The organism is Salinisphaera orenii subsp. halophila YIM 95161 (genome assembly GCF_003732545.1).
Taxonomy (GTDB): Bacteria; Pseudomonadota; Gammaproteobacteria; order Nevskiales; family Salinisphaeraceae; genus Salinisphaera; species Salinisphaera orenii_A.
Genome location: NZ_AYKF01000132.1, coordinates 62,105 through 89,007, shown reverse-complemented (window position 1 = coordinate 89,007; position 26,903 = coordinate 62,105). Strand labels below are relative to the sequence as shown.

The 26,903-nt window shown below is 68.0% G+C and carries 24 protein-coding genes; 18 read left to right on the top strand and 6 right to left on the bottom strand.

The annotated features are described in order from the left end of the window. The first annotated feature begins 5 nt into the window (after positions 1-5). From pepN to SAHL_RS16140, 15 genes are all read left to right on the top strand, one after another. Positions 6-2,624, top strand: a complete 2,619-nt coding sequence (pepN, locus tag SAHL_RS16210) for an aminopeptidase N (protein ID WP_123592458.1) — start codon at positions 6-8, stop codon at positions 2,622-2,624. An 89-nt stretch (positions 2,625-2,713) separates the two neighbouring features. After that, positions 2,714-3,409: a phosphate regulon transcriptional regulator PhoB gene (phoB, locus tag SAHL_RS16205; RefSeq protein WP_123592457.1), complete on the top strand. Its 696-nt coding sequence runs from the start codon at positions 2,714-2,716 to the stop codon at positions 3,407-3,409. A gap of 9 nt (positions 3,410-3,418) precedes the next feature. Beyond that, complete coding sequence (phoR, locus tag SAHL_RS16200) at positions 3,419-4,747, top strand: phosphate regulon sensor histidine kinase PhoR (RefSeq protein WP_123592456.1); 1,329 nt, start codon at positions 3,419-3,421, stop codon at positions 4,745-4,747. Between the two features lie 113 nt (positions 4,748-4,860). After that, entirely contained in the window at positions 4,861-6,111 is a 1,251-nt protein-coding gene (locus tag SAHL_RS16195) for a porin (protein ID WP_123592455.1), read from the top strand. 109 nt (positions 6,112-6,220) lie between these two features. Continuing rightward, positions 6,221-7,852, top strand: a complete 1,632-nt coding sequence (locus tag SAHL_RS16190; RefSeq protein ID WP_123592454.1) for a choice-of-anchor I family protein — start codon at positions 6,221-6,223, stop codon at positions 7,850-7,852. Between the two features lie 112 nt (positions 7,853-7,964). Next, the gene (locus tag SAHL_RS16185; protein ID WP_123592453.1) at positions 7,965-8,990 is read left to right on the top strand and encodes a PstS family phosphate ABC transporter substrate-binding protein; all 1,026 of its coding nucleotides are present in this window, start codon (positions 7,965-7,967) and stop codon (positions 8,988-8,990) included. Positions 8,991-9,099: 109 nt separating this feature from the next. Then, on the top strand, positions 9,100-10,329 hold the full coding sequence (gene pstC / locus SAHL_RS16180; RefSeq protein ID WP_123592452.1) for a phosphate ABC transporter permease subunit PstC: 1,230 nt from the start codon (positions 9,100-9,102) through the stop codon (positions 10,327-10,329). A 12-nt stretch (positions 10,330-10,341) separates the two neighbouring features. Further along, entirely contained in the window at positions 10,342-11,511 is a 1,170-nt protein-coding gene (pstA, locus tag SAHL_RS16175) for a phosphate ABC transporter permease PstA (RefSeq protein WP_123592451.1), read from the top strand. Positions 11,512-11,647: 136 nt separating this feature from the next. Next, a complete protein-coding gene (gene pstB, locus SAHL_RS16170) occupies positions 11,648-12,394 on the top strand; it encodes a phosphate ABC transporter ATP-binding protein PstB (RefSeq protein WP_221178005.1) in 747 nt (248 codons plus the stop codon). A gap of 25 nt (positions 12,395-12,419) precedes the next feature. Next, the gene (phoU, locus tag SAHL_RS16165) at positions 12,420-13,169 is read left to right on the top strand and encodes a phosphate signaling complex protein PhoU (RefSeq protein WP_123592449.1); all 750 of its coding nucleotides are present in this window, start codon (positions 12,420-12,422) and stop codon (positions 13,167-13,169) included. 60 nt (positions 13,170-13,229) lie between these two features. After that, positions 13,230-15,611 (top strand): penicillin-binding protein 1B, encoded by a 2,382-nt coding sequence (gene mrcB / locus SAHL_RS16160; RefSeq protein ID WP_148045591.1) that lies wholly within the window; start codon positions 13,230-13,232, stop codon positions 15,609-15,611. Then, positions 15,608-16,177: a hypothetical protein gene (locus SAHL_RS16155; RefSeq protein WP_123592448.1), complete on the top strand. Its 570-nt coding sequence runs from the start codon at positions 15,608-15,610 to the stop codon at positions 16,175-16,177. The genes mrcB and SAHL_RS16155 overlap by 4 nt, the downstream gene beginning before the upstream one ends. Continuing rightward, complete coding sequence (locus tag SAHL_RS16150) at positions 16,174-18,081, top strand: ATP-dependent DNA helicase (RefSeq protein ID WP_123592447.1); 1,908 nt, start codon at positions 16,174-16,176, stop codon at positions 18,079-18,081. Before SAHL_RS16155 ends, SAHL_RS16150 begins: the two co-directional genes overlap by 4 nt. Further along, positions 18,078-18,773, top strand: a complete 696-nt coding sequence (gene tsaB / locus SAHL_RS16145) for a tRNA (adenosine(37)-N6)-threonylcarbamoyltransferase complex dimerization subunit type 1 TsaB (RefSeq protein ID WP_123592446.1) — start codon at positions 18,078-18,080, stop codon at positions 18,771-18,773. Before SAHL_RS16150 ends, tsaB begins: the two co-directional genes overlap by 4 nt. Positions 18,774-18,782: 9 nt before the next feature. Further along, entirely contained in the window at positions 18,783-19,307 is a 525-nt protein-coding gene (locus tag SAHL_RS16140; protein ID WP_123592445.1) for a gamma carbonic anhydrase family protein, read from the top strand. Here SAHL_RS16140 and SAHL_RS16135 read toward each other — a convergent pair. Beyond that, complete coding sequence (locus SAHL_RS16135) at positions 19,304-20,053, bottom strand: class I SAM-dependent methyltransferase (RefSeq protein WP_123592444.1); 750 nt, start codon at positions 20,051-20,053, stop codon at positions 19,304-19,306. The two genes, SAHL_RS16140 and SAHL_RS16135, sit on opposite strands and share 4 nt — an antisense overlap. A 376-nt stretch (positions 20,054-20,429) precedes the next feature. On the opposite strand from SAHL_RS16135, the gene SAHL_RS16130 reads away from it, so the two are divergent. Beyond that, on the top strand, positions 20,430-21,386 hold the full coding sequence (locus SAHL_RS16130; protein ID WP_123592443.1) for a transaldolase family protein: 957 nt from the start codon (positions 20,430-20,432) through the stop codon (positions 21,384-21,386). A gap of 20 nt (positions 21,387-21,406) precedes the next feature. Here the strand turns inward: SAHL_RS16130 and SAHL_RS16125 are convergent, their stop codons facing one another. After that, positions 21,407-21,667, bottom strand: coding sequence for a hypothetical protein (locus SAHL_RS16125; protein WP_123592442.1), 261 nt, complete (start codon positions 21,665-21,667; stop codon positions 21,407-21,409). Between the two features lie 155 nt (positions 21,668-21,822). Here SAHL_RS16125 and SAHL_RS16120 point away from each other — a divergent pair, with 155 nt between their 5' ends. Together SAHL_RS16120 and SAHL_RS16115 are read left to right on the top strand one after the other, a co-directional pair. Next, positions 21,823-22,161: a type 1 pili tip component gene (locus SAHL_RS16120; RefSeq protein ID WP_123592441.1), complete on the top strand. Its 339-nt coding sequence runs from the start codon at positions 21,823-21,825 to the stop codon at positions 22,159-22,161. Continuing rightward, the gene (locus tag SAHL_RS16115) at positions 22,154-22,816 is read left to right on the top strand and encodes a CoA pyrophosphatase (protein ID WP_123592440.1); all 663 of its coding nucleotides are present in this window, start codon (positions 22,154-22,156) and stop codon (positions 22,814-22,816) included. The genes SAHL_RS16120 and SAHL_RS16115 overlap by 8 nt, the downstream gene beginning before the upstream one ends. 65 nt (positions 22,817-22,881) lie before the next feature. On the opposite strand, the gene SAHL_RS16110 is transcribed toward SAHL_RS16115, so the two are convergent. The 4 genes from SAHL_RS16110 to SAHL_RS16095 all read right to left on the bottom strand — a co-directional run bounded on the left by SAHL_RS16110 (position 22,882) and on the right by SAHL_RS16095 (position 26,881). Beyond that, positions 22,882-23,721, bottom strand: coding sequence for a slipin family protein (locus SAHL_RS16110; protein WP_123592439.1), 840 nt, complete (start codon positions 23,719-23,721; stop codon positions 22,882-22,884). Then, positions 23,718-25,211: an NfeD family protein gene (locus tag SAHL_RS16105; RefSeq protein ID WP_245968582.1), complete on the bottom strand. Its 1,494-nt coding sequence runs from the start codon at positions 25,209-25,211 to the stop codon at positions 23,718-23,720. Before SAHL_RS16105 ends, SAHL_RS16110 begins: the two co-directional genes overlap by 4 nt. Positions 25,212-25,274: 63 nt before the next feature. Further along, positions 25,275-26,039, bottom strand: a complete 765-nt coding sequence (locus SAHL_RS16100) for a ParA family protein (protein ID WP_123592437.1) — start codon at positions 26,037-26,039, stop codon at positions 25,275-25,277. 71 nt (positions 26,040-26,110) lie between these two features. Next, a complete protein-coding gene (locus SAHL_RS16095; RefSeq protein WP_123592436.1) occupies positions 26,111-26,881 on the bottom strand; it encodes an SIR2 family NAD-dependent protein deacylase in 771 nt (256 codons plus the stop codon). Positions 26,882-26,903: the final 22 nt, after the last annotated feature.

Below are 26,903 nucleotides of genomic sequence, written 5' to 3'. Positions count from 1 at the left end.
AGGCCATGACGGGCAATCCGCAGCGCAAGTACCGCGCCGACTACCAGCCGCCGGCGTGGCTGATCGACGACGTGGAGCTGGATTTCGACATCGGCAGCGCGCAGACGCATGTCCGCGCCACGCATTCGGTGCGCCGCAACCCGGATGGGCCGGCCGCCGAAGACTGGCGCCTGGACGGGCGCGACATGACGCTGGTTTCGGTGGCCATCGACGGCCGGCGTCTGGGCGAGAGCGAATACAGCTGCGGTGACAGCGCGCTGGTGCTGCACGGCCCGCCGGAGGCGTTCACGCTGACGGTCGAGACGCGCATCGATCCGGAGCACAACCTCTCGCTGGAGGGGCTGTATCGCTCCGGCGACATCCTCTGCACCCAGTGCGAGGCGACCGGCTTCTCGCGCATCACCTATTTCCCGGACCGGCCGGACGTGATGTCGCGCTACGTCACGCGCATCACCGCCGACGCGCAGGCGCATCCGGTGCTGCTGTCCAACGGCGACTGTGTGGAGATCGGCAGTGCCGGTGCGGGCCGGCACTACGCGGTCTTCGAGGATCCGTTCGTCAAACCCTGTTATCTCTTCGCGCTGGTTGCCGGCGACCTGGGCGTGCTGCGTGACAGCCACACGACGCCCTCCGGCCGGACGATCGACCTGCGGCTGTACACCGAGCACGGCAACGAGGACCAGTGCGCCCACGCCATGGCCTCGCTCAAGCAGGCGATGGTCTGGGACGAGGCCACCTACGGCCTCGAATACGATCTGGACAGCTACGCGATCGTGGCGGTGGGCAGCTTCAACATGGGGGCGATGGAGAACAAGAGCCTCAACGTGTTCAACACCGCCTGCATCTTCGCCGCCCCGGAGACGGCCACCGACGACGACTTCGCCCTGGTGCGGGATGTCGTCGCCCACGAATACTTCCACAACTACACCGGCAACCGCGTGACCTGCCGCGACTGGTTCCAGCTCTCCCTCAAGGAGGGGCTGACCGTTCATCGCGAGCATCAGTTCGCCATCGATCAGGGCTCGCCGGGCGTGACCCGCATCGAGCAGGTGCGCGCGATCCGCGAGGTCCAGTTTCCCGAGGACGCCGGCCCGCGCGCCCATCCCGTGCGCCCGGAGTCGTACGTGGAGATGAACAACTTCTACACCATCACGGTGTATCACAAGGGCGCCGAGCTGATCCGCATGATGGAGGCGATGGCGGGTCGCGATGCTTTCATCGCCGGTGTGCGTCACTATCTCGCCAAGCACGACGGCCAGGCGGTGACCATCGAGGACTTCGTGGTCGCCATCGAGGAGTCCACCGGTCTGGACCTGGCCCAGTTCCGGCGCTGGTATGCCCAGGCTGGCACGCCGCGCGTTGGCGTGCAGACGGACTACCGCGAAGGCGCGCTGGCGCTCACGCTGACGCAGAGCACGCCGGCCACGCCCGGTCAGCCGGACAAGGCGGACTTCGATATTCCGGTATCCGTCGCGTTGTTCGACGACGCCGGACGCATGGTCCGCGAGCCGGAGGTGCTGCGCCTGGACACGGCGCAGGCCGAGTGGCGCTTCGAGGGCCTCGCCGGCGAGCCGACCGTATCGGCGCTGCGGGGCTTCACCGCGCCCGTGCGCCTGGATCACGCGCCCGACGACGCCGCGCTGGCCCGGCTGATGGCCCACGACAGCGATCCGGTCTGCCGTTGGGATGCCGCGCAGTCGCTTTTTCTCAAGACGCTGGTCGCCGGGGTCGCGGCCCGCTCGGGTGGTGAAGCGCTGCCCGAGCCCTCCGAGCGGCTGTTCGAGGCGATCGCGCATCTGCTGTCGAACCCGCCGGCGGATCGCGCCCTGCTGGCGGCGATGCTCACGCTGCCGAGCGTGACCCGCATCGGCGAGGAGTTCGACGCCATCGACATCCACGCCGTGTGTGCGGCGCGCGACCATCTCAAGCAGGCCATCGCCACGCGTTTTCTCGAGGAATTCGAGGCGCTGCGGGCTGATCACGCCGCGCTGCAGGCTTATGTCTTCGACGTCGAGGAGGCCGGCCGGCGGCGGGTGTTCCGTCTCGCCCTGGACTATCTCGCGGCGGTGGACGCGCCGGGACTGCGCGAACGCGCGCTCGAGCTCTCGCGCACCGCCGACAACATGACCGACCGCATGGCCGCGCTCGAGGCCCTTCGCGATCTGCCGGGCGCGGCCCGCGATACCGCGCTGGCGGAGTTCGCCGAACGCTGGGCGGACTATCCGCTGGTCATGGACAAGTGGCTGCGGCTGCAGGCCGGCACACGACGCGCGGACAGCGTCGAGCAGGTCACCGCGCTGCTCGACGACGCGCGCTTCGATTTCACCAACCCGAACCGGGTCCGTGCGCTGCTCGGGGGCTTCGCCCGCGGCAATCCCGCCGGTTTCCATCGCGCGGATTCGGGCGGTTACACGCTGATCGCCGATCAGGTCGTGCGTCTGGACGCGCTCAATCCGCAGCTGGCGGCCGCGCTGGCGGGCCTGCTCACGCCGTGGCGACGCCACGCCGAGCCGGAGGCGTCGGCGATGCGGGCCGCGCTGGCGCGCGTGGGCGAGGGCGTGCACTCGGACAACACGCGCGAGATCGTCGAGGCCGGACTGGCCGAGGCGCCGCGATCGGGCTGAGCAGGGCAGCGCTGAAGCGAAACCGTCATATTGCGGTAATATCCGTTGCATAGCGTTGTCGCGTCACAAACCGCATGAAACGCAGTGTCATGGATGACAAGCATGTTCTGATCGTCGAGGACGAGGCGCCGATCCGCGACATGATCCGCTTTGCGCTGGAACGGGCGGATTTCTCGGTCGCCGAGGCCGAGGACGCGCAGAGTGCGCGCCTGGCCATGGCCGAGCGCCGACCGGATCTGATCCTCATGGACTGGATGCTGCCGGGCGTCTCCGGGGCCGAGCTCGCGCGCGAGCTGCGCCGCGACGAGCTCACCGCCGATGTCTCGATCATCATGGTCACCGCCCGCGTCGACGAGGACGATCGCGTGCGCGGCCTGAACCTCGGCGCCGACGACTATGTCACCAAGCCGTTCTCGTCTTCCGAACTGGTCGCGCGCGTGCGCGCGGTGCTGCGACGCAGCCTGCCCGGCGGCCGCGACGAGACGCTGGAGCTGGAGGGCTTGACCCTGGACGCGGCCAGCCAGCGCGTCGCCGCCGGCGACCGCCCGGTCAAGCTCGGGCCGACCGAGTACCGGCTGCTGCGGTTCTTCATGAGTCATCCCGAGCGGGTCTATTCGCGCGAGCAGATGCTCGACCGCGTCTGGGGGCAGAACGTGTTCGTCGAGGAGCGTACGGTCGACGTGCACATCCGGCGGCTGCGCAAGGCGCTGGCGCCCTACGGTTTCGATCACTTCATCCAGACGGTGCGCGGCAGCGGCTATCGTTTCTCCAGCAAAGGCGTCTAGCATCCGACCATGAGCATGCCCTCGCAGGCCATGCGCCGGACCTGGCGTCGCGAAGTCGTGCTCATGCTCGCCGTACTGGCTGCAGGTGCCGTCGCGGGGTTGATCAGCGGCCACGTGCTGGTCTGCGTGCTGCTCGGCGTCTGCGCCTATCTGGCGATGCATCTCGTCTATGCCTACCAGCTCCACCGCTGGCTGCTGTCCGACCGGCACGAGCCGTCGGAGGGTATCGGTGTCTGGCAGGAGATCTACACCGAGCTCTACCGCCTCAAGCAGCGCAACCGCAAGCGCAAGAAACGGCTCAAGCGCATCCTCGACGAGTTCCAGGCCTCGACCGCCGCGCTGCCGGATGGTGCGGTCGTGCTCGATGCCCAGGGCCGCATCGTCTGGTTCAACAGCGCGGCCGGTGCGCTGCTGGCCCTGCGCACGCCGCAGGATCTCGGCCAGCGCATCGCCAACCTGCTGCGTCATCCGCGTTTCTCCGCCGCGCTGTCGCAGCGGCGACGGGAGATCGGCGAACTCGAGATTCCGTCGCCGGCCAGCGATACGGACACCGTGCTGGTGCGCCTGATTCCCTATGGCAACGACCAGCGTCTGCTGATCGCGCGCGACGTCAGCGAGCAGAAACGGCTCGAGGCCACCCGCCGGGACTTCGTCGCCAACGCCTCGCATGAACTGCGCACGCCGTTGACCGTGCTGCGCGGCTATCTGGAGATGATGGAGGAGGAGGCCGCGGGCGACGGCCCGCTGGCCGAGTGGCGCAGCCCCGTGACGGAGATGGGCGAGCAGGCGCGCCGCATGAACTCGATCATCGAGAGTCTGCTCAAGCTGGCCCGGCTGGAGGCCGAAGGGCTGCAGCAGCGACAGGAGCGCATCGACGTGCCGGCGATGATCGACGACCTCGCCGACGACATCCGTCGGGCCGACGACGAACGACACGACATCACTCTCCATCTCGACCGCGAGGTGGGGCTGTTCGGCCGGCCGAACGAACTGGAGAGCATCTTCTCGAACCTGCTCGCCAACGCCGTGCGCTACACGCCCGACGGCGGCCCGATCGCGGTCCACTGGTGGCAGGACGACCAGGGCGCGCACTTTTCCGTCCACGATGCCGGCGCCGGCATCGAGGCCCAACACATCCCCCGGCTGACCGAGCGGTTCTATCGCGTCGACGCCGGCCGCAAGGCCAGCGACGGCGGCACCGGGCTGGGGCTGGCCATCGTCAAGCACTGTCTCGAACACCACGAGGGCGAGCTGGACATCGACAGCACGCCGGGCGAGGGCTCGACGTTCACCTGCCACTTCCCGCTCCAGCGCCGACTGCTTCAACGCGCGGCCTGACGACGCCTGCGAGCGTCATCGAATCGTCACATGGGCGACACCGACCGGTAACACGCACTGCGTAACGTTTCCCGCGGCTGACAAGCCGAGACACACTCCAGGGAGACCTACGCATGAAACGCTTTTACACGCGCGCCGGCGGCGCAGTCGCAGCCGTGGCCGTGGCCGCGATGCCGGTGCTCGCCTCCGCGGGCATCACGCTCTACGACGAGGGCGAGAAGTCGCTCGAGATCGGCGGTCGCCTGCAGCCGCAGTACCTGATGGTCGACGCCGACAGTGGCGAGAACGATTCCGGCGACGATTTCTTTCTGCGTCGGATGCGTTTCTACATCGAGGGCACGCTGACCGAGAACATCTACGGCATCTGGCAGGTCGACTTCGGCGGCGTGTCCGACGACCCCGAGGTCAAGGACGCCTTCATCAACTACTCCGGTCTGCCGATGGGCAGCATCACGATCGGCAATCACAATGCGCCGTTCTCGCGCGAGCTGCTGACCTCCTCGAAGCGCCAGCAGTTCGTCGAGCGCACGGTCGTGGGCGATCATAACTACGGCGTGCCGGACCGTCAGATCGGTGTGAGCTACACCCTCGATGACAACGACATGGTGCAGGGCCAGCTCGGGTTCTATCAGGCCGGTCTGGAATCGGATCTTTCCAAGCTCGACTTCGAGTCGCGCGTGAGCTCCGACCCCGACTACTTCGGCAACATGCTCGTCGGTCGTCTCGATTGGACGCCGCTGGGCAGCCTCAAGAAGGCGCAGGGCGCGTTCGGCGACGAGACGCGTTTCGGCATCGGCCTGAACGCCTATACGTGGGGCAACGACGACGATATCGACAACAGCTTCTCGGTCGATCCCGCGAACGGTGACTTCATCGCCAACGATGTCGCCAGCCAGTACGACAGCGTCAATGCCTACGGCGTGGATGCGGCTTTCCGTGCCGGCTATTTCTCGGCGGATGCCGCGGCCCAGTTCTACGACGCTGAAGTCACCGACGAGACCCGTGACTTCATCGGCGGCCCGACCGGGCTGGTCAACGCGGATGGCGACGCCCAGTTCGCCACGTACATGGTCAAGGGCGGCTACATGCTCGTGCCCAGCAAGCTCGAGTTCGTCGCCGGCTTTTCGGCGCTGGATCCGGACGACGGGTTCTATGCCAACGGCCAGAACTATGACGACATGGACAAGCGCTACTCCGCCGGTCTGAACTACTTCTTCAACAAGCATAACGCCAAGATCCAGCTCACCTACGAGATGGGCCGTGACGTGCTCTACACCAACGATGCCGGCGGTCAGGTGCAGTCGCCGTCGAACATCGGCGACGATCAGAACACGCTGTATCTCCAGTTCCAGCAGGTGCTCTGAGGCAATCCCCCAAAACCACAATCCCTTTGCTCCCCAAATGACCCCGGTACGCCGGGGTCTTTTTTGTCCGGGAGCGGATTCCGAACACGACTATCAACGAGGTTCTCCCATGCGTGAATGGTTTCTGGCCGGTGCCCTGGTACTGGCGGTATGCGGACTCGCCGCCTGTAGCGACGACGATGACGACAACGATGTGGCGCCGGACGATGGCGACGCCGCCGCGGCCGAGCTGAGCGTCACCCCGGCCGGGCGTTACCAGGTCGACCCGTTCGTATTCGACGAAGGCGCGGCCGAGATCGTGAGCTACGACGCCGAACAGCGCCGGCTCTATGTGGTCAACTCGAACGCCCGCACGGTCGATGTGCTCGACGTCAGCGATCCCGACAACCCGATGAAGATCGCGGCCATCGACGCCAGTGCCGAGGGCGATTCGGCCAACAGCGTCGCCGTGGCCGAGGGCGTGGTCGCCGTCGCGATCGAGGCCGACGACGCCCAGGCCAACGGCAAGGCCGTGTTCTACTCGAGCACCGACTACAGCAAGTTGGGCGAGGCCGAGGTCGGCGCGTTGCCGGACATGCTGACCTTCACCCCGGACGGCAGTCGCGTGCTGGTCGCCAACGAGGGCGAGCCGAGCGACGACTACGACAACGACCCGGAGGGCTCGATCAGCGTCATCGACCTGGGCGGCGGCTATCAGATGCCGCCGGTGACCACGCTCGACTTCCGAGGCTTCAACGACGACGCCGAGGCGCTGCGCGAGGCCGGCGTTCGCATCTTCGGCCCGGGCGCGACCCCGGCGCAGGATTTCGAGCCCGAGTACATCGCGGTGTCGGCCGACGGCACGCGCGCCTGGGCCAGCCTGCAGGAGAACAACGCCATCGCCGTGATCGATCTGGAGGCGCTCGCGATCACCGACGTGCGTCCGCTGGGGTTCAAGGATCACAGCGTCGCGGGGCAGGGCATCGACCCCAGCAACAGCGACGGTTTCGACGTCCGGACCGTCCCCGTGCTCGGCATGTATCAGCCGGACACGATCGCGGCCTTCGAACAGGACGGCGAGCGCTATCTGCTGACCGCCAACGAAGGCGATGCGCGCGACTACGACGCCTTCAGCGAGGAGGTCGACGTCAAGGATCTGGCGCTGGATCCCGACGCCTTTCCCGACGCCGAGGCGCTCCAGGCCGACGAGGCCCTGGGTGACCTGAAGGTCACCAGCACGCTGGGCGCTACCGGTGTCGAGACGGCCGAGGGCGAGCCGGTCTATGACACGCTCTACGCCTATGGGGCGCGCTCGTTTTCCATCCGCCGCGCGGACAGCGCCGAGCTCGTCTACGACTCGGGCGACGATTTCGAGCGCATCACCGGCGAGCGCTACGGTGATGCGTACAACAACGACAACACCGAGAACGACGGCGATTCGCGTTCGGACAACAAGGGCCCGGAGCCGGAGGCGATCGCTTACGGCGAGATCGACAATCGCGCCTATGCCTTCATCGGCCTCGAGCGTATGGGCGGTTTTCTCGTCTACGACATCAGCGACGTCACCGCGCCCGCGTTCGTCACCTATGTGAACAACCGCGACCTCGACGCCGATCCGGAGGCCGGCAGCGCGGGTGATCTCGGCCCGGAGAGCATCGTGTTCATCGCCGCCGCGGACAGCCCAGAGCCGGGTACGCCGATGCTGGCGGTCGGCAACGAGATCAGCGGCTCGACCACGCTCTATCGGCTCGGCGGCGAATGATGTCGGCCTGTCATACAAATGTCATCCGGGCGTCATACGATGTTCATCGTTGCTCTCCACAGTCCGGTCAGGCCATCGAGGATGGCCTGAAACCATCAACCGGGAGAACCGAATGAAACCACGTGCGCAATCGTCGCTCCGTGTCGCTGTTACGACCGCTGCCGTGCTGGGCGCCGCCGGCGCCGCCCACGCGCAGGACCAGATCCGGGTCGTCGGATCGTCGACGGTCTATCCGTTCTCGTCCTACGTCGCGGAGGAGTTCGGCGCCACCACCGATTACAGCACGCCGGTGGTCGAATCCACGGGCTCCGGCGGCGGCTTCAAGCTGTTCTGCCAGGGGGTGGATGAGGATACGCCGGATGTCACCAACGCCTCACGGCGCATGAAGCCCTCCGAGCTCAAGATGTGCCAGGAGAACGGCGTCGAGGACGTCACCGAGAACGTGATCGGCGCCGACGGCATCGTGTTCGCCCAAAGCAAGCAGGGCGAGACGATCGACCTCTCCCGCGAGCAGATCACGCTGGCGGTCGCGGCCAAGGTGCCCAAGGACGGCGAACTGGTGGACAACCCGTACAACCGCTGGAGCGACATCGATTCGTCGCTGCCGGACCGTGAGATTCTGATCTACGGCCCGCCGACATCCTCGGGCACGCGCGATGCGTTCGAGGAGCTGGTCATGGAGTACGGCTCCGAACACATCGACGGGTACGACGAGGGTTACACCACGATCCGTCAGGACGGCAAGTACGTGCCCTCGGGCGAGAACGACAACCTGATCGTCCAGAAGCTGGCCCAGAACGAGGCCGCCTTCGGTATCTTCGGGTTCTCCTTCCTCGAGGAGAATCGCGACAAGGTTCAGGCGGCGACGATCGACGGCGCGGAAGCCAAGCGCGACCAGATCTCCTCGGGTGAGTATCCGATCTCGCGGTCGCTGTTCTTCTATACCAAGAACGCGCACCTCGAAGAGGTCGACGGCATGGAAGAATACGTCGACATGTTCCTGTCCGATCAGATGATCGGCGATCGCGGCTACCTCAAGGGTATCGGCCTCATCCCGATGCCCCAGGACCAGATCGAGAAGGAACGCAGCGAATGGGAAGAGCGCGTCAAGGTCTCGGCCTCGGATCTCGAGGGCTGACCTATCGCGGGCACTGCCCACCAGCCGGCCGCGGCGGTGCCGCGGCCGGCTTCTGTTTTCTCGTATCATGACCGGCCAAGCCGATCGATCCGCAGTCTAGGGACGCGCTTTGGATACCAGCCAGATCATGCTCGTTTTCTTCGGCGGTCTGCTGCCGTTGGCAACCGTTGCCTACGTCATGGGCCGCCGCAAGGCGCTCGTTGCCGATGCGCGCGGCGACCGGCTGCATTCGCTGCCGGGCCAGTACGGCGTCTACGTCGCCACGTGGATGGCGCTGCCCGCGATCGCTATCGGGGTCGTCGCCGCGGGCGCGGCGCTACTCGGCGTACAGGTCCCCGCGGCGCCGTTCGTGCTCATCTTCGCGCTGGTCGGGGCCGCGGTCGGCGGTGCGATGGCGCTCAGGCGGGTGGAGCCCGGTCTGCGCGCGCGCAACGCGATCGAGAAGTTCGTCTACTGGACGCTGTTCACCGCTTCGCTGGTCTCGATCCTGACCACGCTCGGCATCATCCTGTCGATCGTCTTCGAGGCGCTGAAGTTCTTCAATCAGGTCAGCGTCTGGCATTTCATCACCGGGACCAACTGGAGCCCGGTCGCCCAGTTCCGGCCGGATCAGCAGACCGCCGAATCCCAGTTCGGCTCGGTGCCGCTGTTCGCCGGCACCTTCATGATCAGTGCGATCGCCATGCTCGTGGCGATTCCCATCGGCGTGCTGTCGGCCGTCTACATGTCGGAGTACGCGCCGTACCGCGTGCGCACCATCGCCAAGCCGCTGCTCGAGATCCTCGCCGGCATTCCGACGGTGGTCTACGGTTTCTTCGCCGCCATCACGGTCAGCCCGCTGGTGGTCGACGTGGCGGCGCTGTTCGGGCTGAATGCGTCCTACACCAACGCGCTGGCCCCGGGGCTGGTCATGGGCATCATGATCATTCCCTTCATCTCGTCGCTGTCGGACGACGTCATCAACTCGATTCCGAACAGCCTCCGTGAGGGCGCCTACGCGCTCGGCTCGACCCGCTCGGAGACGATCAAGAATATCGTGCTGCCGGCGGCTTTCCCCGGGATCATGGCCGCGTCGCTGCTCGGCGTGTCGCGGGCGCTGGGCGAGACCATGATCGTGGTGATGGCCGCCGGCCTGCGCCCGAACCTGACCTGGAACCCGCTGGAGGACATGACCACGGTGACCGTGCGCATCGTCGACGGGTTGACCGGCGACCAGGCCTTCGACAGCCCCGAGACCCTGGCGGCGTTCGCACTCGGCCTCGTGCTGTTCGTGGTCACGCTCACGCTGAATCTGGTCTCGATCATCGTGATCCGCAAGTTCCGTCAGTCCTACGAATAACGCGAGCCGCTCATGACCGACCGCATTTCGCTCACGCCCTCTCGGCACCTGAAGAAGCGCTACCGCGCCGAGAAGCGATTCAAGGCCTGTTGCATCGGCGCGCTTGTGCTCGCGATGGCGTTCCTGGTGCTGTTCTTCACCGACATGATTCGGCAGGGCTACTCGGCGTTCTACGAAACACAGATTCGTGCCGAGGTGACCTACAACGAAGACACGGTGGAGTTCGCGATGGACTCGGTCAGCGAGGAGGTCTTCCCGCTGGTCTCCAGAGCGTTCTTCCGCGGCGTTCCGCGCCAGGTCGAGAACAATCCGGATCTCATGGATACGACCCAGACGCAGTGGCTGACCGCCAAAGCCGACGTCGATCAGTATCTCAAGGGTCACAGCGAAAGCCTCGATCCGGAGATGAAGGCTTCGCTCGAGCAGCTTCAGGCTGACGGCGATGTCGGTTACGGCTTCAACACGGGGCTGTTCTTCTCGGGTGATTCCAAGATCCCGTCGAACGCCGGGCTGTGGTCGGCGTTCGTGGGGACCTTCTATCTGATGCTCGTGGTGCTGGCGATCAGTTTCCCGATCGGCGTGGCGACGGCCATCTATCTGGAGGAGTTCGCCCCCGACAACCGCTTCACCCAGGCGATCGAGATCAACATCAACAATCTCGCGGCGGTGCCCTCGATCCTGTTCGGTCTGCTTGGCCTGGCGATATTCATCAACTTCTTCGGTGTGCCGCGCTCGTCGGCGCTCGCGGGCGGCCTGACGCTGTCGCTGATGACGCTGCCGGTGATCATCATCAGCACCCGCGCCGCCCTCAAGGCCGTGCCGCAGAACATCCGCCAGGGCGCGCAGGCGGTGGGCGCCTCGCGCTGGCAGGCGGTGCGCGATCACGTCCTGCCGCTGGCGCTGCCGGGCATTCTCACCGGCACCATCATCGGCATCGCCCAGGCGATCGGCGAGACGGCGCCGCTGCTGCTGATCGGCATGATCGCCTACATCCCGGACGCGCCGGGGAATCTGACCGATGCCGCCACCGTGCTGCCGGCGCAGATCTTCACCTGGGCGGGGATGCCGGAACGCGCCTACGTGAGCCTGACCGCGGCCGGCATCCTCGTGCTGCTGTCGCTGCTGATCGTGCTCAACGCCACCGCCGTCATCCTGCGCAACCGCTTCGAGCGGCGCTGGTAGGCCATGATCGATTCACCCCCGCTTTGTCTTCAGAAACCGGAGATTTAGGATGCGCACTCGAGACTTGACTGGCGATACCGCGGAAGTGGTGCGGACGCCGACAACGGAGCGGTCCCCGGTGAGACAGGCCACGAAAATGCAGGTGAACGATCTCGCGGTCTGGTACGGCGAGACGCAGGCGCTGCACGGTGTCTCCATGGATGTGCTGGAAAACGAGGTCACGGCGCTGATCGGCCCCTCGGGCTGCGGCAAGTCGACGTTCCTGCGCTGTCTCAACCGCATGAACGATCTCATCCAGGACGTGCGTATCGAAGGCGAGGTCACCTTCGACGGCGACAACATCTACGCCCCGCACGTGGATGTGGTGGAACTGCGTGCACACATCGGCATGGTCTTCCAGAAACCCAATCCGTTTCCGAAGAGCATTTACGAGAACATCGCCTACGCGCCGAAGATCCTCGGCCAGGTGCGCAAGCGCACGGACATGGACGAGCTGGTGGAGCATTCGCTCAAGCGCGCGGGCCTCTGGGACGAGGTCAAGGATCGGCTGCAGGCGCCGGGACTGACGCTGTCGGGCGGCCAGCAGCAGCGTCTGTGCATCGCCAGGGCGATCGCCGTGAACCCGTCGGTGCTGCTCATGGACGAGCCGTGCTCGGCGCTCGATCCGGTGGCCACGGCGACCGTGGAGCAGCTCATCGACGAGCTCAAGGACAACTACACGATCGTGATCGTGACCCACAATCTGCAGCAGGCTGCCCGCGTGGCCGGCTATACGGCCTTCTTCCACCTCGGCGAGATCGTGGAATTCTCCGATACGGATTCGCTGTTCACGCACCCGCGGGAGAAGAAGACCGAGGACTACATCACCGGCCGCTACGGCTGAGACCGGGCCACAGGAGCGCACAACAATGGAAAAGGTTGGTCTGGAGAAACACACTTCGAAGCAGTTCGATGCGGACCTGGAGGACGTGCGCGAGCTGGTGCTGTCGATGGGTGGCCTCGTGGAGCAGCAGATCGCGGACGCGGTCCGCGCGCTGGTCGACGGCGACGGCGGCCTCGGCGAAGACGTCGTGCGCGGCGACACCGAGGTCAACCGCATGGAGATCGAGATCGACGAGGAATGCACCCGCATCCTCGCGCGGCGAGCCCCCCAGGCCGGCGACCTGCGTCTGGTCATCGCCATCGCCAAGACCATCACCGACCTCGAGCGCATCGGCGACGAAGCCGAGAAGATCGGGCGCATGGCCACGCATCTGGCCAGCTACGAGCGGCCCAAGAGCGCTTTTCGCCAGATCGAGACGCTCGGCCGTCACGTGCGCGAGATGGTCCGCGACGTACTCGATGCCTTCGCGCGCCTCGACTCGGAGAGCGCGGTCCACGTGGCCCGCAACGACGAGGAGGTCGATCGCGAGTACGAGGGCATCGTGCGCCAGTGCATCACCTACATGATGGAGGACCCGCGCACGATCCGGCACATGCTGGACGTGCTCTGGGCGGTCAAGGCGCTCGAGCGCATCGGCGATCATTCGACCAACATCGGCGAATACGTGGTCTATTTCGTCGAGGGCAAGGACGTGCGCCACATCGGCCTGGAGGCCATGGAGAAGGAGCTCGCGAAGAGCACGCGCACGCGCGACCGCACGCCCGAGGCCGACTGATCGTAACAGCAGACGTGGCCTTTGCTACTATTTGCGCCCTCGTTTGGCGCGGAAGCTGAATTGGCCGCAAGAAAGCGTACCCCCGGCCGCCGGCCCTCCAGCAAGGCACCCGTCAAGCGGCGCGGTTTTCTGCGCCGCCTGCTGCCTTACGTCTTTCTGCTGTGCTGTGTCGGCGCGGCCGTGCTCGCGCTGTACACCGTCCAGCTCGACACCGCGGTGCGGGCCCAGTTCGAGGGCACGCGCTGGACGCTGCCTGCCAAGGTCTATGCGAGTCCGCTCGAGCTCTACGCGGGGCAGGATCTGGCCCGCGACGCGCTCGTGGCCCGCCTGCAGCGGCAGGGCTATCGGGCCAGCGGCGGTATCCCGGAGCCGGGCACCTACAGCGCCGGTGGCGGGCATCTGGACATTCACACCCGTGCCTTCACCTTCTGGGATGGCGAGCAGGCCGCGCGCGAGATCCGCCTGAATTTCAACGGTTCCGGCGTGGCCGGGCTGTCCGCGCTCGACGATGACGGCAGCCTGGCGCTGCTCCGGCTCGATCCGCTGCTGCTGGGCAGCATCTATCCGACCCAGGGCGAGGACCGCATCCTCGTCGAACTGGGCGAAGTCCCGCCGATGCTGCCTGCCGGCCTGATCACGGTCGAGGACCGCGACTTCATGAATCACTGGGGCGTCTCGCCTAAGTCGATCCTGCGCGCGGCTTGGGCGAATCTGCGTGCCGGTCGGGTTGTGCAGGGCGGTTCGACCATCACCCAGCAGCTGGTCAAGAACTTCTATCTCGACAACCAGCAGACGTTCGTGCGCAAGGCCAAGGAAGCGCTGATGGCGATTTTGCTGGATGCGCATTATTCCAAGCCCGAGATCCTCGAGGCCTATCTCAACGAGGTCTATCTGGGCCAGGACGGGGGACGTGCCATCCACGGCTTCGGACTCGCCAGCTATTTCTATTTCCAGAAGCCGATCCAGGAACTCCAGCCGCAGGAGATCGCGCTGCTGGTGGCGATGGTCAAGGGGCCGAGCTACTACGATCCGCGTCGTCATCCCGAGCGCGCCCGGAACCGGCGTGATCTGGTGCTCGACATGTTCCACGACGCCGGTTTTCTCGAGGATGACGCCTGGCGGGCCGCCAAGGAGGCCGAGCTCGGCGTGGCCGCGCGCAGCGTGCACAGCACCACGCAGTATCCGGCGTTCATCGACCTGGTGCGGCGTCAGCTCCATGGCCAGTATGCCGACGAGGATCTGACCGAGGAGGGGCTGCGCATCTTCACCACGCTCGACCCGGGCGTGCAGTCGACCACCGAGGCCCGGGTGGCCGACGGCCTCGATCGGGTGGAGACCGCGCGAGGCATCGAGGGTGACAGCCTGCAGGCCGCGGCCGTGGTGACCAGCGTGGAAGGCGGCCGCGTGCTCGCGCTGGTGGGCGGTCGCGACGGCGGCATGGCCGGCTTCAACCGGGCGCTGGACGCCAAGCGGCAGATCGGTTCGCTGATGAAGCCGGTGGTCTATCTCACCGCGCTCTCGCGGCCCGACGAGTACAGCCTCGTCACGCCGCTGGACGACAGTGCGCTGGCGGTCGAACTGCCCAACGGCGATACCTGGCGTCCTGAAAACTACTCGCGGCGAAGCCACGGCGACAGCGTCCCGCTGCACTACGCGCTCACCCACAGCTACAACCTGTCCACGTCGCGGCTGGCGCTGGAACTCGGTATCCCGAACGTCATCGACACCCTGGGTAGGCTCGGCTACACCGGCGATCCGCTGGCCGTGCCGTCACTGGCGCTTGGGGCCGTCAACATGGCGCCGTTCGAGGTCGCCCAGATCTACAACACGCTCGCCGCCGGCGGCTACTACACGCCGCTGCTGTCCATTCGGGCCGTGACCACCAGCGACGGCGAGCCGCTGAACCGCTATCCCCTGGAGATCGAGCGGGCGGTCGACGAGGCACCGGTCTATCTCACCGACTGGATTCTCCAGCGCGTGGCGCGTCACGGCACCGGTGCCGCGGCCTACGACGTGCTCCCGAACGATCTGCAGGTGGCCGGCAAGACGGGGACGACGAACGATCTGCGCGACAGCTGGTTCGCCGGCTTCTCGGCCAATCGCCTGGCCGTGGTCTGGGTCGGTCGCGACGACAACCGTTCGGCCGAGCTTACCGGCGCCACCGGGGCGCTGCCGCTCTGGTCGCGGATCATGGCCGATATCGAGCCGCGCGGCATCATCGACACGCCGCCGGAAGGCGTGGTGACCGTGCCGCTGCGCCTGAATTTCGATCCGAGCGGCGGTCGCGGCGCGCGCGGCTGCGGCGATACCGTGGCGGTGCCGTTCATCCGCGGTTACGTTCCCGACGGGCTTTCCGACTGTGATAGCGATATCATGCAGGACAACGCCGAACGCCGGCGCAACGAAGAAGAAGGCAACTGGCTGCAACGACTGTTCCGATGATCATCTTCAAGCGAATCGCCATACTTGTGGCGCTGCTGGCGCTGGCCGGCTGCGCGAATCTGCAACGGACCGATTTCCCGCCGCCGGAGGGGCCGGCCGAGCCGGCACCGCCCGAGCCGCCGAGCGAGCCGGACCGCGAGCCGGAACCGGATCGGCAGCCGCCGAGTCCGCCCCAGCAGCCGCCGGCCGAGATGCCGCCGCGCAGCGCCCAAGAGGCCAGCAGTCCGGCCGTGCTCTCGCTGCTCGGCCGGGCGGAGACGCTGGCCCGGGGCGGCCACATGGAGATGGCGGCCGCCACGCTCGAGCGGGCGCTGGACCTGGAGCCGCGCAACCCATTCATCTACCAGCGTCTGGCCAGCGTGCGTCTGGCTCAGGATCAGGCCGGCCAGGCCGAGGCGATGGCGCGCAAGTCCAACAGCGTCGCCGGTAACAATCCGTTCGTGCGCGCCGACAACTGGCGCCTGATCGCCGAGGCCCGCCAGAGCACGGGCGATGGCAACGGCGCGCGCGACGCACGCGCACGCGCCGACGAATACCGCAGCGCCAGTCAGCAGTTGGGTCGATGACGGCGGCGGCCGGCGCCGCCCTGTTCGAGGACGACGCGAGCCTGCGCGAGAGCCTGCCGGGCTACGCCGCGCGTGCCGGGCAGGCCGAAATGGCCGCCGCGGTCGGCCAGGCGATCGACGAGGGTGGCCGGCTCGTGGTCGAGGCGGGTACCGGTACCGGCAAGACGCTGGCGTATCTGCTGCCGGCGCTGGCCTCGCGTCGCAAGGTGATCGTGTCCACCGCCACGCGCTACCTCCAGAGCCAGCTCGACGAGAAGGACGTGCCGCTGGCCGAGACGGTGCTGGGCCGGCGGGTGCGCTCCACGGTGCTCAAGGGCCGCGCGAACTATCTGTGCCTGCATCGTCTGAACCTGACCGAAGCCAGCGGCGACCTCTATCTGGCCCCCAAATTGCGGGCGGTGCGCGACTGGGCAGCGCGCACGAAGACCGGTGATCTGGGCGAGTTCGGCGACATCGGCGACGGCGACGCGCTCTGGCCGCGCATCACCTCGACCACCGACAACTGCCTGGGCCAGGAGTGCCCGCTCTACGATCAGTGCTGGGTCGTCGCGGCGCGCCGCGAAGCCCAGGCCGCGGATCTGGTCATCGTCAACCACTACCTGCTGTTCGCCGACCTGACGCTGCGTGAAAGCGGTTTCGGGGAAGTGCTGCCCGGCGCGGACGCCGTGGTTCTGGACGAGGCGCACAAGCTGCCCGACATCGCCGGGCGTTTCTTCGGGCAGGCGCTGTCCGGGCGCCAGCTGGCCGATCTGGTGCGCGACGGCGTTGCGGAGCTGGACACGCTCGGCGGCGACATGCCCTCGGCCCGGCAGGCGCTGGGCGACGTCGGCGACGCCGAGAGCGCGTTCGCGGCCGCGTTGGGCACGGACAGCGGCAGCCGCAGCTGGGAGGCGCTCGACACGCCGGCGATCCGCGAGGCCGTGGCCGCGTTGCAGACCGCGCTCGATACGCTGAAGGGGCTGCTCGAGCCGGCCGCCGACCGCAGTGATCGCCTCAAGGCACTGACGCGTCGCTGTGCGGATCTGGCCGCCCGTCTGACCGCCGTGAGCGCGCCCGAGACCGGGCAGGTCAGCTGGCTGGAGAAACGCGGCCGCGGCTGGATCTGGCACAGCACGCCGCTGGACGTGGCCACGCCGTTCGCACGCGCGATCGAGGCGTATCCGGGCGCCTGGGTGTTCACCTCGGCGACGCTGGCCGTCAACAACGACCTGGACTATTTCTGCCACCGGCTGGGTCTCGGCGAGATCGAGCGTCGTGTCCTGCCCAGTCCCTTCGACTACGAGAACAATGCGCTGCTCTACGCGCCGCCGCGGATGCCGGCGCCGGGCACCCCGGACTTCGACGCCGCTGCGATCGAGGAGATCCGCGCACTGGTCGCCGCAGCCGAGGGCGGGGCGTTCGTGCTCTGTACCAGCTACCGGGCGGTGGCCCACTACGGTGAGGCGCTCACGCGGGCCGGGTTCGAGCCGCTGATCCAGGGCAGTGCGCCGCGCGCGGCGCTGCTCGAGGATTTTCGCGCCGATGCCGGTGCCGTGCTGGTCGCGACCAGCAGCTTCTGGGAGGGCGTGGACGTGCGCGGCCACGCCCTGCGCCTGGTGATCATCGACCGCCTGCCGTTCGCCTCGCCCGCCGACCCGGTGCTGGCCGCACGCTTCACGGCGATGAAGGAGGCCGGCGAGAACCCGTTCATGGACTACCAGCTGCCGCAGGCGGTGATCGCGCTCAAGCAGGGCGTGGGCCGGCTGATCCGCGACGCCGACGACCGCGGCGTGCTGGCGATCTGCGATCCGCGCCTGTTCACTGCCCGCTACGGGCCGATCGTGCGCAAGAGCCTGCCGCCGATGCCGGTCACCCGCGATCGCAATGCGGCCTGCGCCTTTCTGGACGCCCTGAGTCCGGCATGAAGCTGCTGGCTCTCGATGCCTCGACCCAGGCGCTCTCGGTCGCGCTGTTCGACAGTAACGCGCCCGCAGACGTGCGCGAGCACTTCGAAGTTGCGCCGCAGGCCCACGCCCGGCGGCTGCTGCCGGCGGCCGAGCGTCTGCTCGCCGAGGCCGGCTGGCCGCTGGCCGCGCTCGACGGCCTGGCCTTCGGTCGCGGGCCCGGCGCCTTCACCGGGCTGCGGATCGCCGCCGGTCTGATCCAGGGCCTGGCGGCCGGTCTCGACCGACCGGTGGTGCCGATCTCCACGCTCGCGGCGCTCGCCGCGCAGGCCTTTGCCGGCGATAGCGCCGACGCGGTGCGTGTGGTCCAGGACGCCCGCATGGGCGAGGTCTACGTCGGCGATTTCAGCCGCGGCGAATCCGGGCCCTCGGCCGTCGGTGACGAGCGCGTGATCGAACCCGCGCGTCTCGATGCGGATCCGTCCGCCATCGCGCGCGCCGGCAACGGCTGGCCGCTGCTCGCCGCGGCCCGCGGTCTGTCCGCGGGCCACTACGCGGTGGCTGCCGAGGCACCGCACGCCGCGGATATCGCGCGTCTGGCCGCGGTCGCGCTGGCCGCGGGCGACGGCGTGCCGGCGTTTCGGGCACTGCCGGTGTACGTCCGCGATGACGTCGCCCGAAAGCCGGCACGCGCGACGCATTCACAATCATAGGGAGAGGTCATGCTGTATCGACTCGACGATCGGGCGCCCGTCACGCCCGAAGCCGGCGCCTTCTTCGTCGCCGACAATGCCACCGTGCTCGGCCGTGTCCGGCTGGCGCACGAGGCCAGCGTCTGGTTCAACGCGGTCCTGCGCGGCGACAACGAGGAGATCGTCGTCGGCGAGGGCAGCAACGTGCAGGATGCCAGCGTGCTGCACACCGATCCCGGCTACCCGCTGCATATCGGCGTGGGGGTCACGGTGGGCCACCAGGCGATGCTCCACGGCTGCACGATCGGCGACAACAGCCTCGTCGGCATCAAGGCGGTGGTGCTCAACGGTGCGACCGTTGGTCGCAACTGCCTGATCGGCGCGGGCGCGCTGGTGCCGGAGGGCAAGACGATTCCGGACAACAGCATGGTCATCGGCGTACCCGGGCGCGTCAAACGCGAGCTCGAAGCCGCGGAGATCGACAGACTGCGCCAGGGAGCGGAACGTTACGTGGCAAACTTCAAGCGTTACCTGAAGTCGTTCGAGGCGCTCTAGTGATCTCGATTCGGTGTGAGATAGACATCGTAACGCACGGATTTGGAACCGAATGAAAGATCAGCAGGCGCCAGTGGTTCGGCGCGGGCGTGCTGCTTGACCACGCAACGCCGTACGGCCATGTCCCGCGCTGAGGCAAGCAGGTGGGCGGCGTCGGTGTCGGCGCCGAGCAGGCGGTGGAGCCAGTCCAGCGCCTTCTGGGGCCGCGCCTTGCGCCGCGGCGCCTCGAACATGGGATCGATGTAGACGACGTCGAACGCGCCCGGATCGACGCCGGCGAGCCAGGCCGTGGCGTCGGCGTGCACGAGCGTCGGCCAGTGCGCCAGCCAGGCCGGCGGGTCGATCGCGGCACGGCGACGCGCGTCCTCGAGCAGCGCGTAGAGCAGGGGGCTGCGCTCGAGCGCGCTCACACGACAGCCGATCGCGGCCAGCGTGGCGCTGTCGCGGCCCAGGCCGCAGGTGGCGTCGAGCACCCGCTGTCCGGGGCGGCGCTGGAGGCCGATGGCACGGGCGAGCGGCGAGCGGCGTCCGCCCGCGGCGCGTCTTTCGACCTCGCCGTCGCACAGGTCCAGCCGCAGGCCGCGGTCGCGGCGCGCGGCATCGGCGTTGCAGAGCGTGAGCCCCGCATCGTGCGACTGCAGATAGAAACCGGTGTCCGGCACGGTCTCGACCGTCGGAATGGCCAGTGTCCGTGCGCACGCGCGATCATCGTCGGATTCGGCGAACCACACGACGGCCGCGTTCATTCGGTTCGCGTGGTGGCTGTGATGCTGCCGACGCGTGGCCGAGCACGGTCCAGGGGCGCATGACGAGCGCACGAAGCGTGAAATACCGACCTGCCGAGACGGAGCGCGCCGACCCGCGCATCCGACGGCGTGGGCCGACTCGTGCGATCACCGGCCGGCGCGGTGCCGCCGCTCGGGGTGGCGACGGTGGGCGCGTTCCGGCCCACGACGGTTCGCCGCATCGTCGCGGGCGTCAGGCGAGGCTCGCTCATGTCCGATTCAGGCGCTGGTTGGGAGAATCGGCGGCATGTTGAGCGACCGTACGCCGTTTGGCCAATGGCCATTGGCGGGCACAATGGCGTTGAATGCACGTTTGAACCCCAGCACAGGGCACCCCATGGCCGATACCGCAGCAACCACCGCCGCCGCCGAGACCGCACTGGATGCATTGCGCGCGCGCACCACGATTGTGGCCGATAGCGGCGACTTCGAGACCATCCGCGCGTTCGAACCGACCGATGCGACCACCAATCCCAGCCTGGTGCTGCAGGCCTCGCGCGACCCGCGCTATCGCCATGTCGTGGACGAGGCGCTGGCGGGCCCGCCGGTCGCCGGCGTCACCCGGGCGGAGCGGGTGATGACGCTGTTCGGGCGCGAGCTGACGCGGGTCGTGCCGCGCTATGTCTCGACGGAGGTCGACGCCCGGCTGTCGTTCGACACGGACGCCACCGTGGCCAAGGCGCGCGCGCTGATCGCCGACTACGCGGCCCTCGGCGTGCCGGCGGATCGCATTCTCATCAAGATCGCCAGCACCTGGCCCGGCATCGAGGCCGCGCGGGTGCTCGAGGCCGAGGGCATCGCCTGCAACATGACGCTGATCTTCTCGCTGGCCCAGGCCCAGGTCTGCTTTGACGCGGGGGTGACGCTGATCTCGCCGTTCGTCGGGCGCATCACCGACTGGTACAAGAAGGCGGAGGGGGTCGAGAGTTACGCTCCGGCGGACGATCCGGGCGTGGCCAGCGTGCGCGCGATCGACGCCTACGCCAGAAGCTACGGCTATCCCACTCAGGTCATGGCCGCGAGCTTTCGCAGCCGCGACCAGATCCTGGCGCTGGCGGGAGCCGACCTGATGACCATCTCGCCGGCGCTGCTCGAAGAGCTCGCCGGGCTGGAGAGCGCGGCGGCCGACGGCCTGATCCGGCGGCCGACCGACGTGCCGCTGACGCGGCTCAATCGCGCGGGTTTCGAGTGGGCGATGGCCGCGGATGCCATGGCCGGCGAGAAACTCGCCGAGGGTATCCGACGCTTCGCCGACGATCAGGGCGCGCTCGAGGAGGGCATCGCGGCCGTCTAGCGAAGGCGCCGGTGGGCGGCTCAGCCGTCCAGATAGTCGAGCACGGAGCTGTAGCCGGCTTCGGTCAGCAGGATGGCGTTGACCGTGGTCTCGTAGATGCGACCGCTGCGGCGCAGCTGCTCGATCTCGCGGGCGTCCTGATCGGAACTCAGATAATAGAAGTCCCGGCCTTCGTCGAAACTGTCCTTGAGCTGCTTGAAGGCGCGGAACGCGGTGCCCTTGGTGTCGCCGCGGGCCGTGTCGATTTCCTTGAGACTCCAGGTCTTTTCGCGCTTGGCCATGGGTCGCTCGGGGTGAACGGTGGCGTCAAGCTAGCAGGCACCCCCGGGCGGGTCAACGCGCGCCGAAAAGGGCGTGAAGATGCTGTTCGTGCGCATGAAGATTGCGTAACGTAATACCGGAAATCGCCGTCGATCGACACAAAACGGGTGGTGTAATGAAAGTCAATGAACTCGTGGCACAGTGGCAGTCCAATGCCAGCGAGGTGCGGACCGACGAGACCTACGAGATTCGTCTGCCCCTCTATGATGCGGCCAAGATCGCCGCGCTCTGCGATCTGTTCCCCGGCCTCACGCGGGAACGGATTCTCACGGACCTGTTGGCCGCGGCATTGGACGAGCTGACCAGCTCCTTCTCCTATCAGCCCGGCGACGAGATTGCGGCCTACGACGAGGAGGGCGACCCGATGTATGCCGATGCCGGCCTGACGCCGCGTTTCCAGGCACTGGCCAAGGCCTATGCCGAGCAGCTTAAAAAGCAGCACGCGGATGGATGACGCCGCGATCCCCGAGCGCGACAACGACACCGCATGGCGGTCGCGTCTGCGCCGGGCGCTGGAGGGCGCGCCCCCGGCGGCCGTGGGCGGCGACCACCCCGGCTTGACCGGCGAGCGCAGCGCGGCCCACGCTGCGGCCGTGCTGATCCCGGTGGTGGCCGCACCCGAACCGTTCATCTGGTTCACCCAGCGCAGCGCGGCGCTGCGCCACCACCCCGGCCAGATCAGTTTTCCCGGCGGCCGGGTCGAGGCCTTCGACGCCGACGCCAGGGCCGCCGCGCTGCGCGAAGCGCAGGAAGAGATCGGGCTGGCGCCGCACCACGTCGAGATTCTCGGCGAGCTGCCGGAATACCGCACGGTGACCTCGTTCGCGATCCGCCCGTACGTCGGCTGGGTGGACCCGCTGGCGGCGGCCGAAGTGGCGCCTGACGAGATGGAAGTGGCACGGCTGTTCGGCGTCCCGCTCGAGTACGCGCTCGACCACCGCCATTTCCGGCGCGAGCCGATCGAGCGCGGCGGGCGGCGCTATCGCGTGTATTCCATCGACTACGCCGACAACCACATCTGGGGGGCGACCGCCGGCATGCTCTACGGTCTGCTCGATCGGCTCGCGACGCTCGAGGCCGGCGACGACGGCCGCTGCGCCGGCGGCTAGAGCACGAGCCGCCCCGATGACTGGCGGCGGCCGGGACGGGCGTGGCCCGACGTCCGGCGTCGGCGCTACCCGCCCGGCCCGCGATCGGCGTCGGTTTCGGTCCCATTCGTCGGGGTCGTGCGGTTCGCTTCGTCCGGGCCGCCGGTCGCGTTGAACGCATCGCCCAGATCCATGAGCGGCCGGATCAGGTCCATCGGCAGGGGGAAGACGATGGTGGAGTTGTTCTCGCCTGCGATGTCGACCAGCGTCTGCAGATAGCGCAGCTGCAACGCCTGCGGTTCGCGCGCGAGCTGCTCGGCCGCGCCGCGCAGGTTCTCGGCGGCCTGCATCTCGCCCTCGGCGTTGATGACCTTGGCCCGGCGGGCGCGCTCGGCCTCGGCCTGACGGGCGATCGCACGGGTCATGCTCTCGTCGAGATCGACCTGCTTGATCTCGACGTTGGCGACCTTCAGGCCCCAGGCGTCGGTATGCCGGTCGAGAATCTCCTGGATGTCGGCGTTGAGCTTGTCGCGTTCGGCGAGCATCTCGTCGAGCTCGTGCTTGCCGAGCACGCTGCGCAGCGTGGTCTGGGCGAGCTGGCTGACGGCGTCATAGAAATGCTCGACCTCCACGATCGCCTTGTCGGCCTCGATGACGCGGAAATAGACCACGGCGTTGACCCGCACCGAGACGTTGTCGCGCGAGATGACGTCCTGCGGCGGCACGTCGAGCACCACCACGCGCATGTCCACCTTGATCATCTTCTGGATGAACGGGATGACCAGGAAGAGGCCCGGCCCCTTGACGCCCGTCATGCGCCCGAGCGTGAACATCACGCCGCGCTCGTACTCGGGCAGTATCTTGATGGCCGCGAACAGGAAGATGGCGATCAGAACGAGGATCGCTGCACCGAAGTTGAGCATCATGGGTCGACTCCGTGCCGGTTCTCGACCGGCGACTGGTTTGCGAAAGTGCGGTCGGTCGCGGGCTCCACGGTAACCGTGAGCCCGTCGACCGCGGTCACGACGAGCGTCTGCTCGCGGACGACGGGGGTGGCGCAGACGGCGAGCCAGGATTCGCCCTGGAGCCGGACGCGGCCCTCGCCGTCGAAATCCTCCAGTGCCACGCAGCGGGTGCCGATCAGGCCCTCGCGACCGGTATGCACCCGCTGCCGGCGCGAGCGCATGAACATGACCACGATCAGCAGCAGGAGCAGCGCGCTCGCGGTGGCCAGGCCCCCGATCAGGCCGAGCGGAATCTCGTAGCCGGGTACGTCCGTGTCCATGAGCATGATCGATCCGAATACGAAGGCGGCCATGCCGCCCAGCCCCAGCATGCCGAAACTCGGCGCGAAGGCTTCGGCCACGATCAGACCGATGCCGAGCACGATCAGTGCCAGCCCCGCGTAGTTGACGGGCAGGATCTGGAAGGCGAACAGCGCACAGAGCAGACTGATGCCGCCGACCACGCCCGGAACCGTCGCGCCCGGGTTGAGCGCCTCCAGAATCAGGCCGTAGATGCCGATCATGAACAGCAGGTAGGCCACGGTCGGCTGGGTGATGATCGACAGGAAGCGGGTACGCCAGCCCGGCTCCCGGACCTCGATCGCGCGATCGGCGACCGCGAGGCGGCGGGTGCCGCTGCGGGTTTCGACCGAGGTGCCGTCGATGGCGGCCAGCAGCGCGCGGCTGGCCGGCACGACGTGTTCCACCACACCGGCTTCCAGCGCGGCCTCGGCGGACAGGCTCACGCCCTCGCGGACCGCACGTTCGGCCCAGTCGGCGTTGCGGTCGCGGCGCTCGGCCAGACTGCGGATGTAGGCCACCGCATCGTTGACTACCTTGCGGCGCTTGGCGGTGGCGTTGTCGGCCGTTTCCGGCGGCGAGGTCGTTTCCTCGTCGGCGTCGTTCCGATCGGCCTCGCTGTCGCCATCGCGGGTCTCGCCGTCCGAGTCGCCCTCGGGCGCGGCCGGGCTGTCGCCGCCCATGCTGACCGGCGTGGCCGCGCCGAGATTGGTGGCCGGCGCCATGGCCGCCACGTGGCTGGCATAGAGGATGTAGGTGCCGGCGCTGGCAGCCCGCGCGCCGGCGGGGCCGACGTAGGCTGCCACCGGCACCGGCGAGGCGAGAACCGCCTGCACGATCTCGCGCATGGCGCCGTCGAGTCCGCCCGGCGTATCCAGCCGCAGGATGACCAGCGGCGCGCCAGCGGCCGCCGCGTCGGTCAGCGCGCCGCGGATATAGTCGCTGGTCGCCGGGCCGATGGCACCGTCGATCGCGATCTCCTGTACGGCGGTGGTCTCGTTCTTGGCCGCGTCGTAGGCGCCGTCGTTCTGCGCGAGCACGCCGCCCGCGGCGAGCAGGCCGAGGGCCAGCAGGCACAGCGCCATTCCGATGTGAGAGGCCCGCAGTCGCATGATCAGACTACGCGCGCCGGGCGGCTGGCGATGCCTGCCGGCGGCGGACGGATCCGTCGCCGGCTAGTCGAGGCGCTCATAGAGGGCGATCAGCTGCTCGGTGACCTTGTGCTTCGGCGCGTAATGGATCAGCGGAACCGAGGCATCGTGCGACTCGCGCACCTTCACCGAGGCGGTGATGCGGGTGTCGATCAGCGGATGGCCCTCGGCGCGCAGTTCCTCGAGCATGCGGGCCGGCAGCCGCGCCCGCGGCTGGAACTGGTTGACGACGATGCCGTCGATGACGAGGTCGGGGTTGTGGTCGTCCTGGATCTCGTGGATGTTGTCGAACAGCGAATAGAGCGCCTGACGCGCGAAATCGTCGCAGTCGAAGGGCACAAGGCAGCGATCGGCGGCGATCAGCGCCGACTGGGAATAGAAATTCAGCGCCGGCGGGGTATCGATGAAGATCGCGTCGAACTCCTGGAGCTGGTCCAACGATTGCCGCAGCTTGTAGATCTTGTGCTTGGCCTCGAGTTTGACCCGCAGCGCCTCCAGATCGGGATGCGCGGCCATCACCGAGAGATTGTCGAACGGGGTGGGCGTGACGTAGTCGCCGAGACCGCCGCTGCGACGGCCGCGGGTCAGCGTGGCCTCGAAGAAGTCCGCGCTGCCGGCCTCGGCCTGGCGGCCGTCGGAGGACAGCAGGTACTGGCTGGCGTTGCACTGGGCGTCGAGATCGATCACCAGCGTGCGCCGGCCGCGGGCGGCCGCAATGGCCGCGAGATTGCACAGCAGCGTGGTCTTGCCCACGCCGCCTTTCTGATTGAACACGACCCGACGCGTCATTCCCGGCTCCTTTGGCGATCGTCGCCCGTATCCACTATGGCGAAACGACGTGTTTTCCGAATACGCTCAGACTATCGGCGCGCGGGCGCGGCGTCGAGCGCGGCGACCAGCGCGGGCAGGGCGTGGCTCGCGGAGGCGCGCAGGGCGACATCGACGGCGGTCGACACCGGCGTGGCCTCGGGGTTGACCTCGATCACTGTCGCCGGCCCGGCGATCGCCGTCTCGACCAGCGCGGCGGCCGGATAGACGCGATTGGAGGTGCCCACGACGAGCACGCAGTCGGCCTCGTTGAGCCCCTGTTCGGCCCGGGCCAGGGCGTCGGCCGGGAGCATTTCGCCGAACCAGACGATATCCGGCCGTGTCGGCGCGCCGCAGCGCGAGCAGGCCGGCAGTGGCGCGTCCTCGTCGGCCGGCGCCACGGCGGTGGTGGTGTTCGCGGCACAGGCGCTGCAGCGCTCGCGCCAGATGTTGCCGTGCAGTTCGGCGATGTCGGAACTGCCGGCCGCGGCGTGCAGGCCGTCGACGTTCTGGGTCGCGATCCGCACATCCCGGTGGCGTTCGAGCGCGGCGAGTGCCTCGTGGCCGGCGTTGACGCCGCCGCGGGCGATCAGCGTCCGCCGCCAGCGATACCAGCCCCAGACCCGTTCCGGATCGCAGGCGAAGGCCTCCGGTGTGGCCAGATCCTCAGGCGAGAACCGCGCCCACAGGCCCGTCTGCGCCTCGCGGAAGGTCGGGATGCCGGACTCCGCCGAGATGCCGGCGCCGGTGAGCGCGAGTATGCGCCGCGCATCGGCCAGAGCCCGCACGGCGGCGTCACGCGCATGGGTGTCGAGTTCGTTCATACGGCTGCCTCGTGTGCCGGAA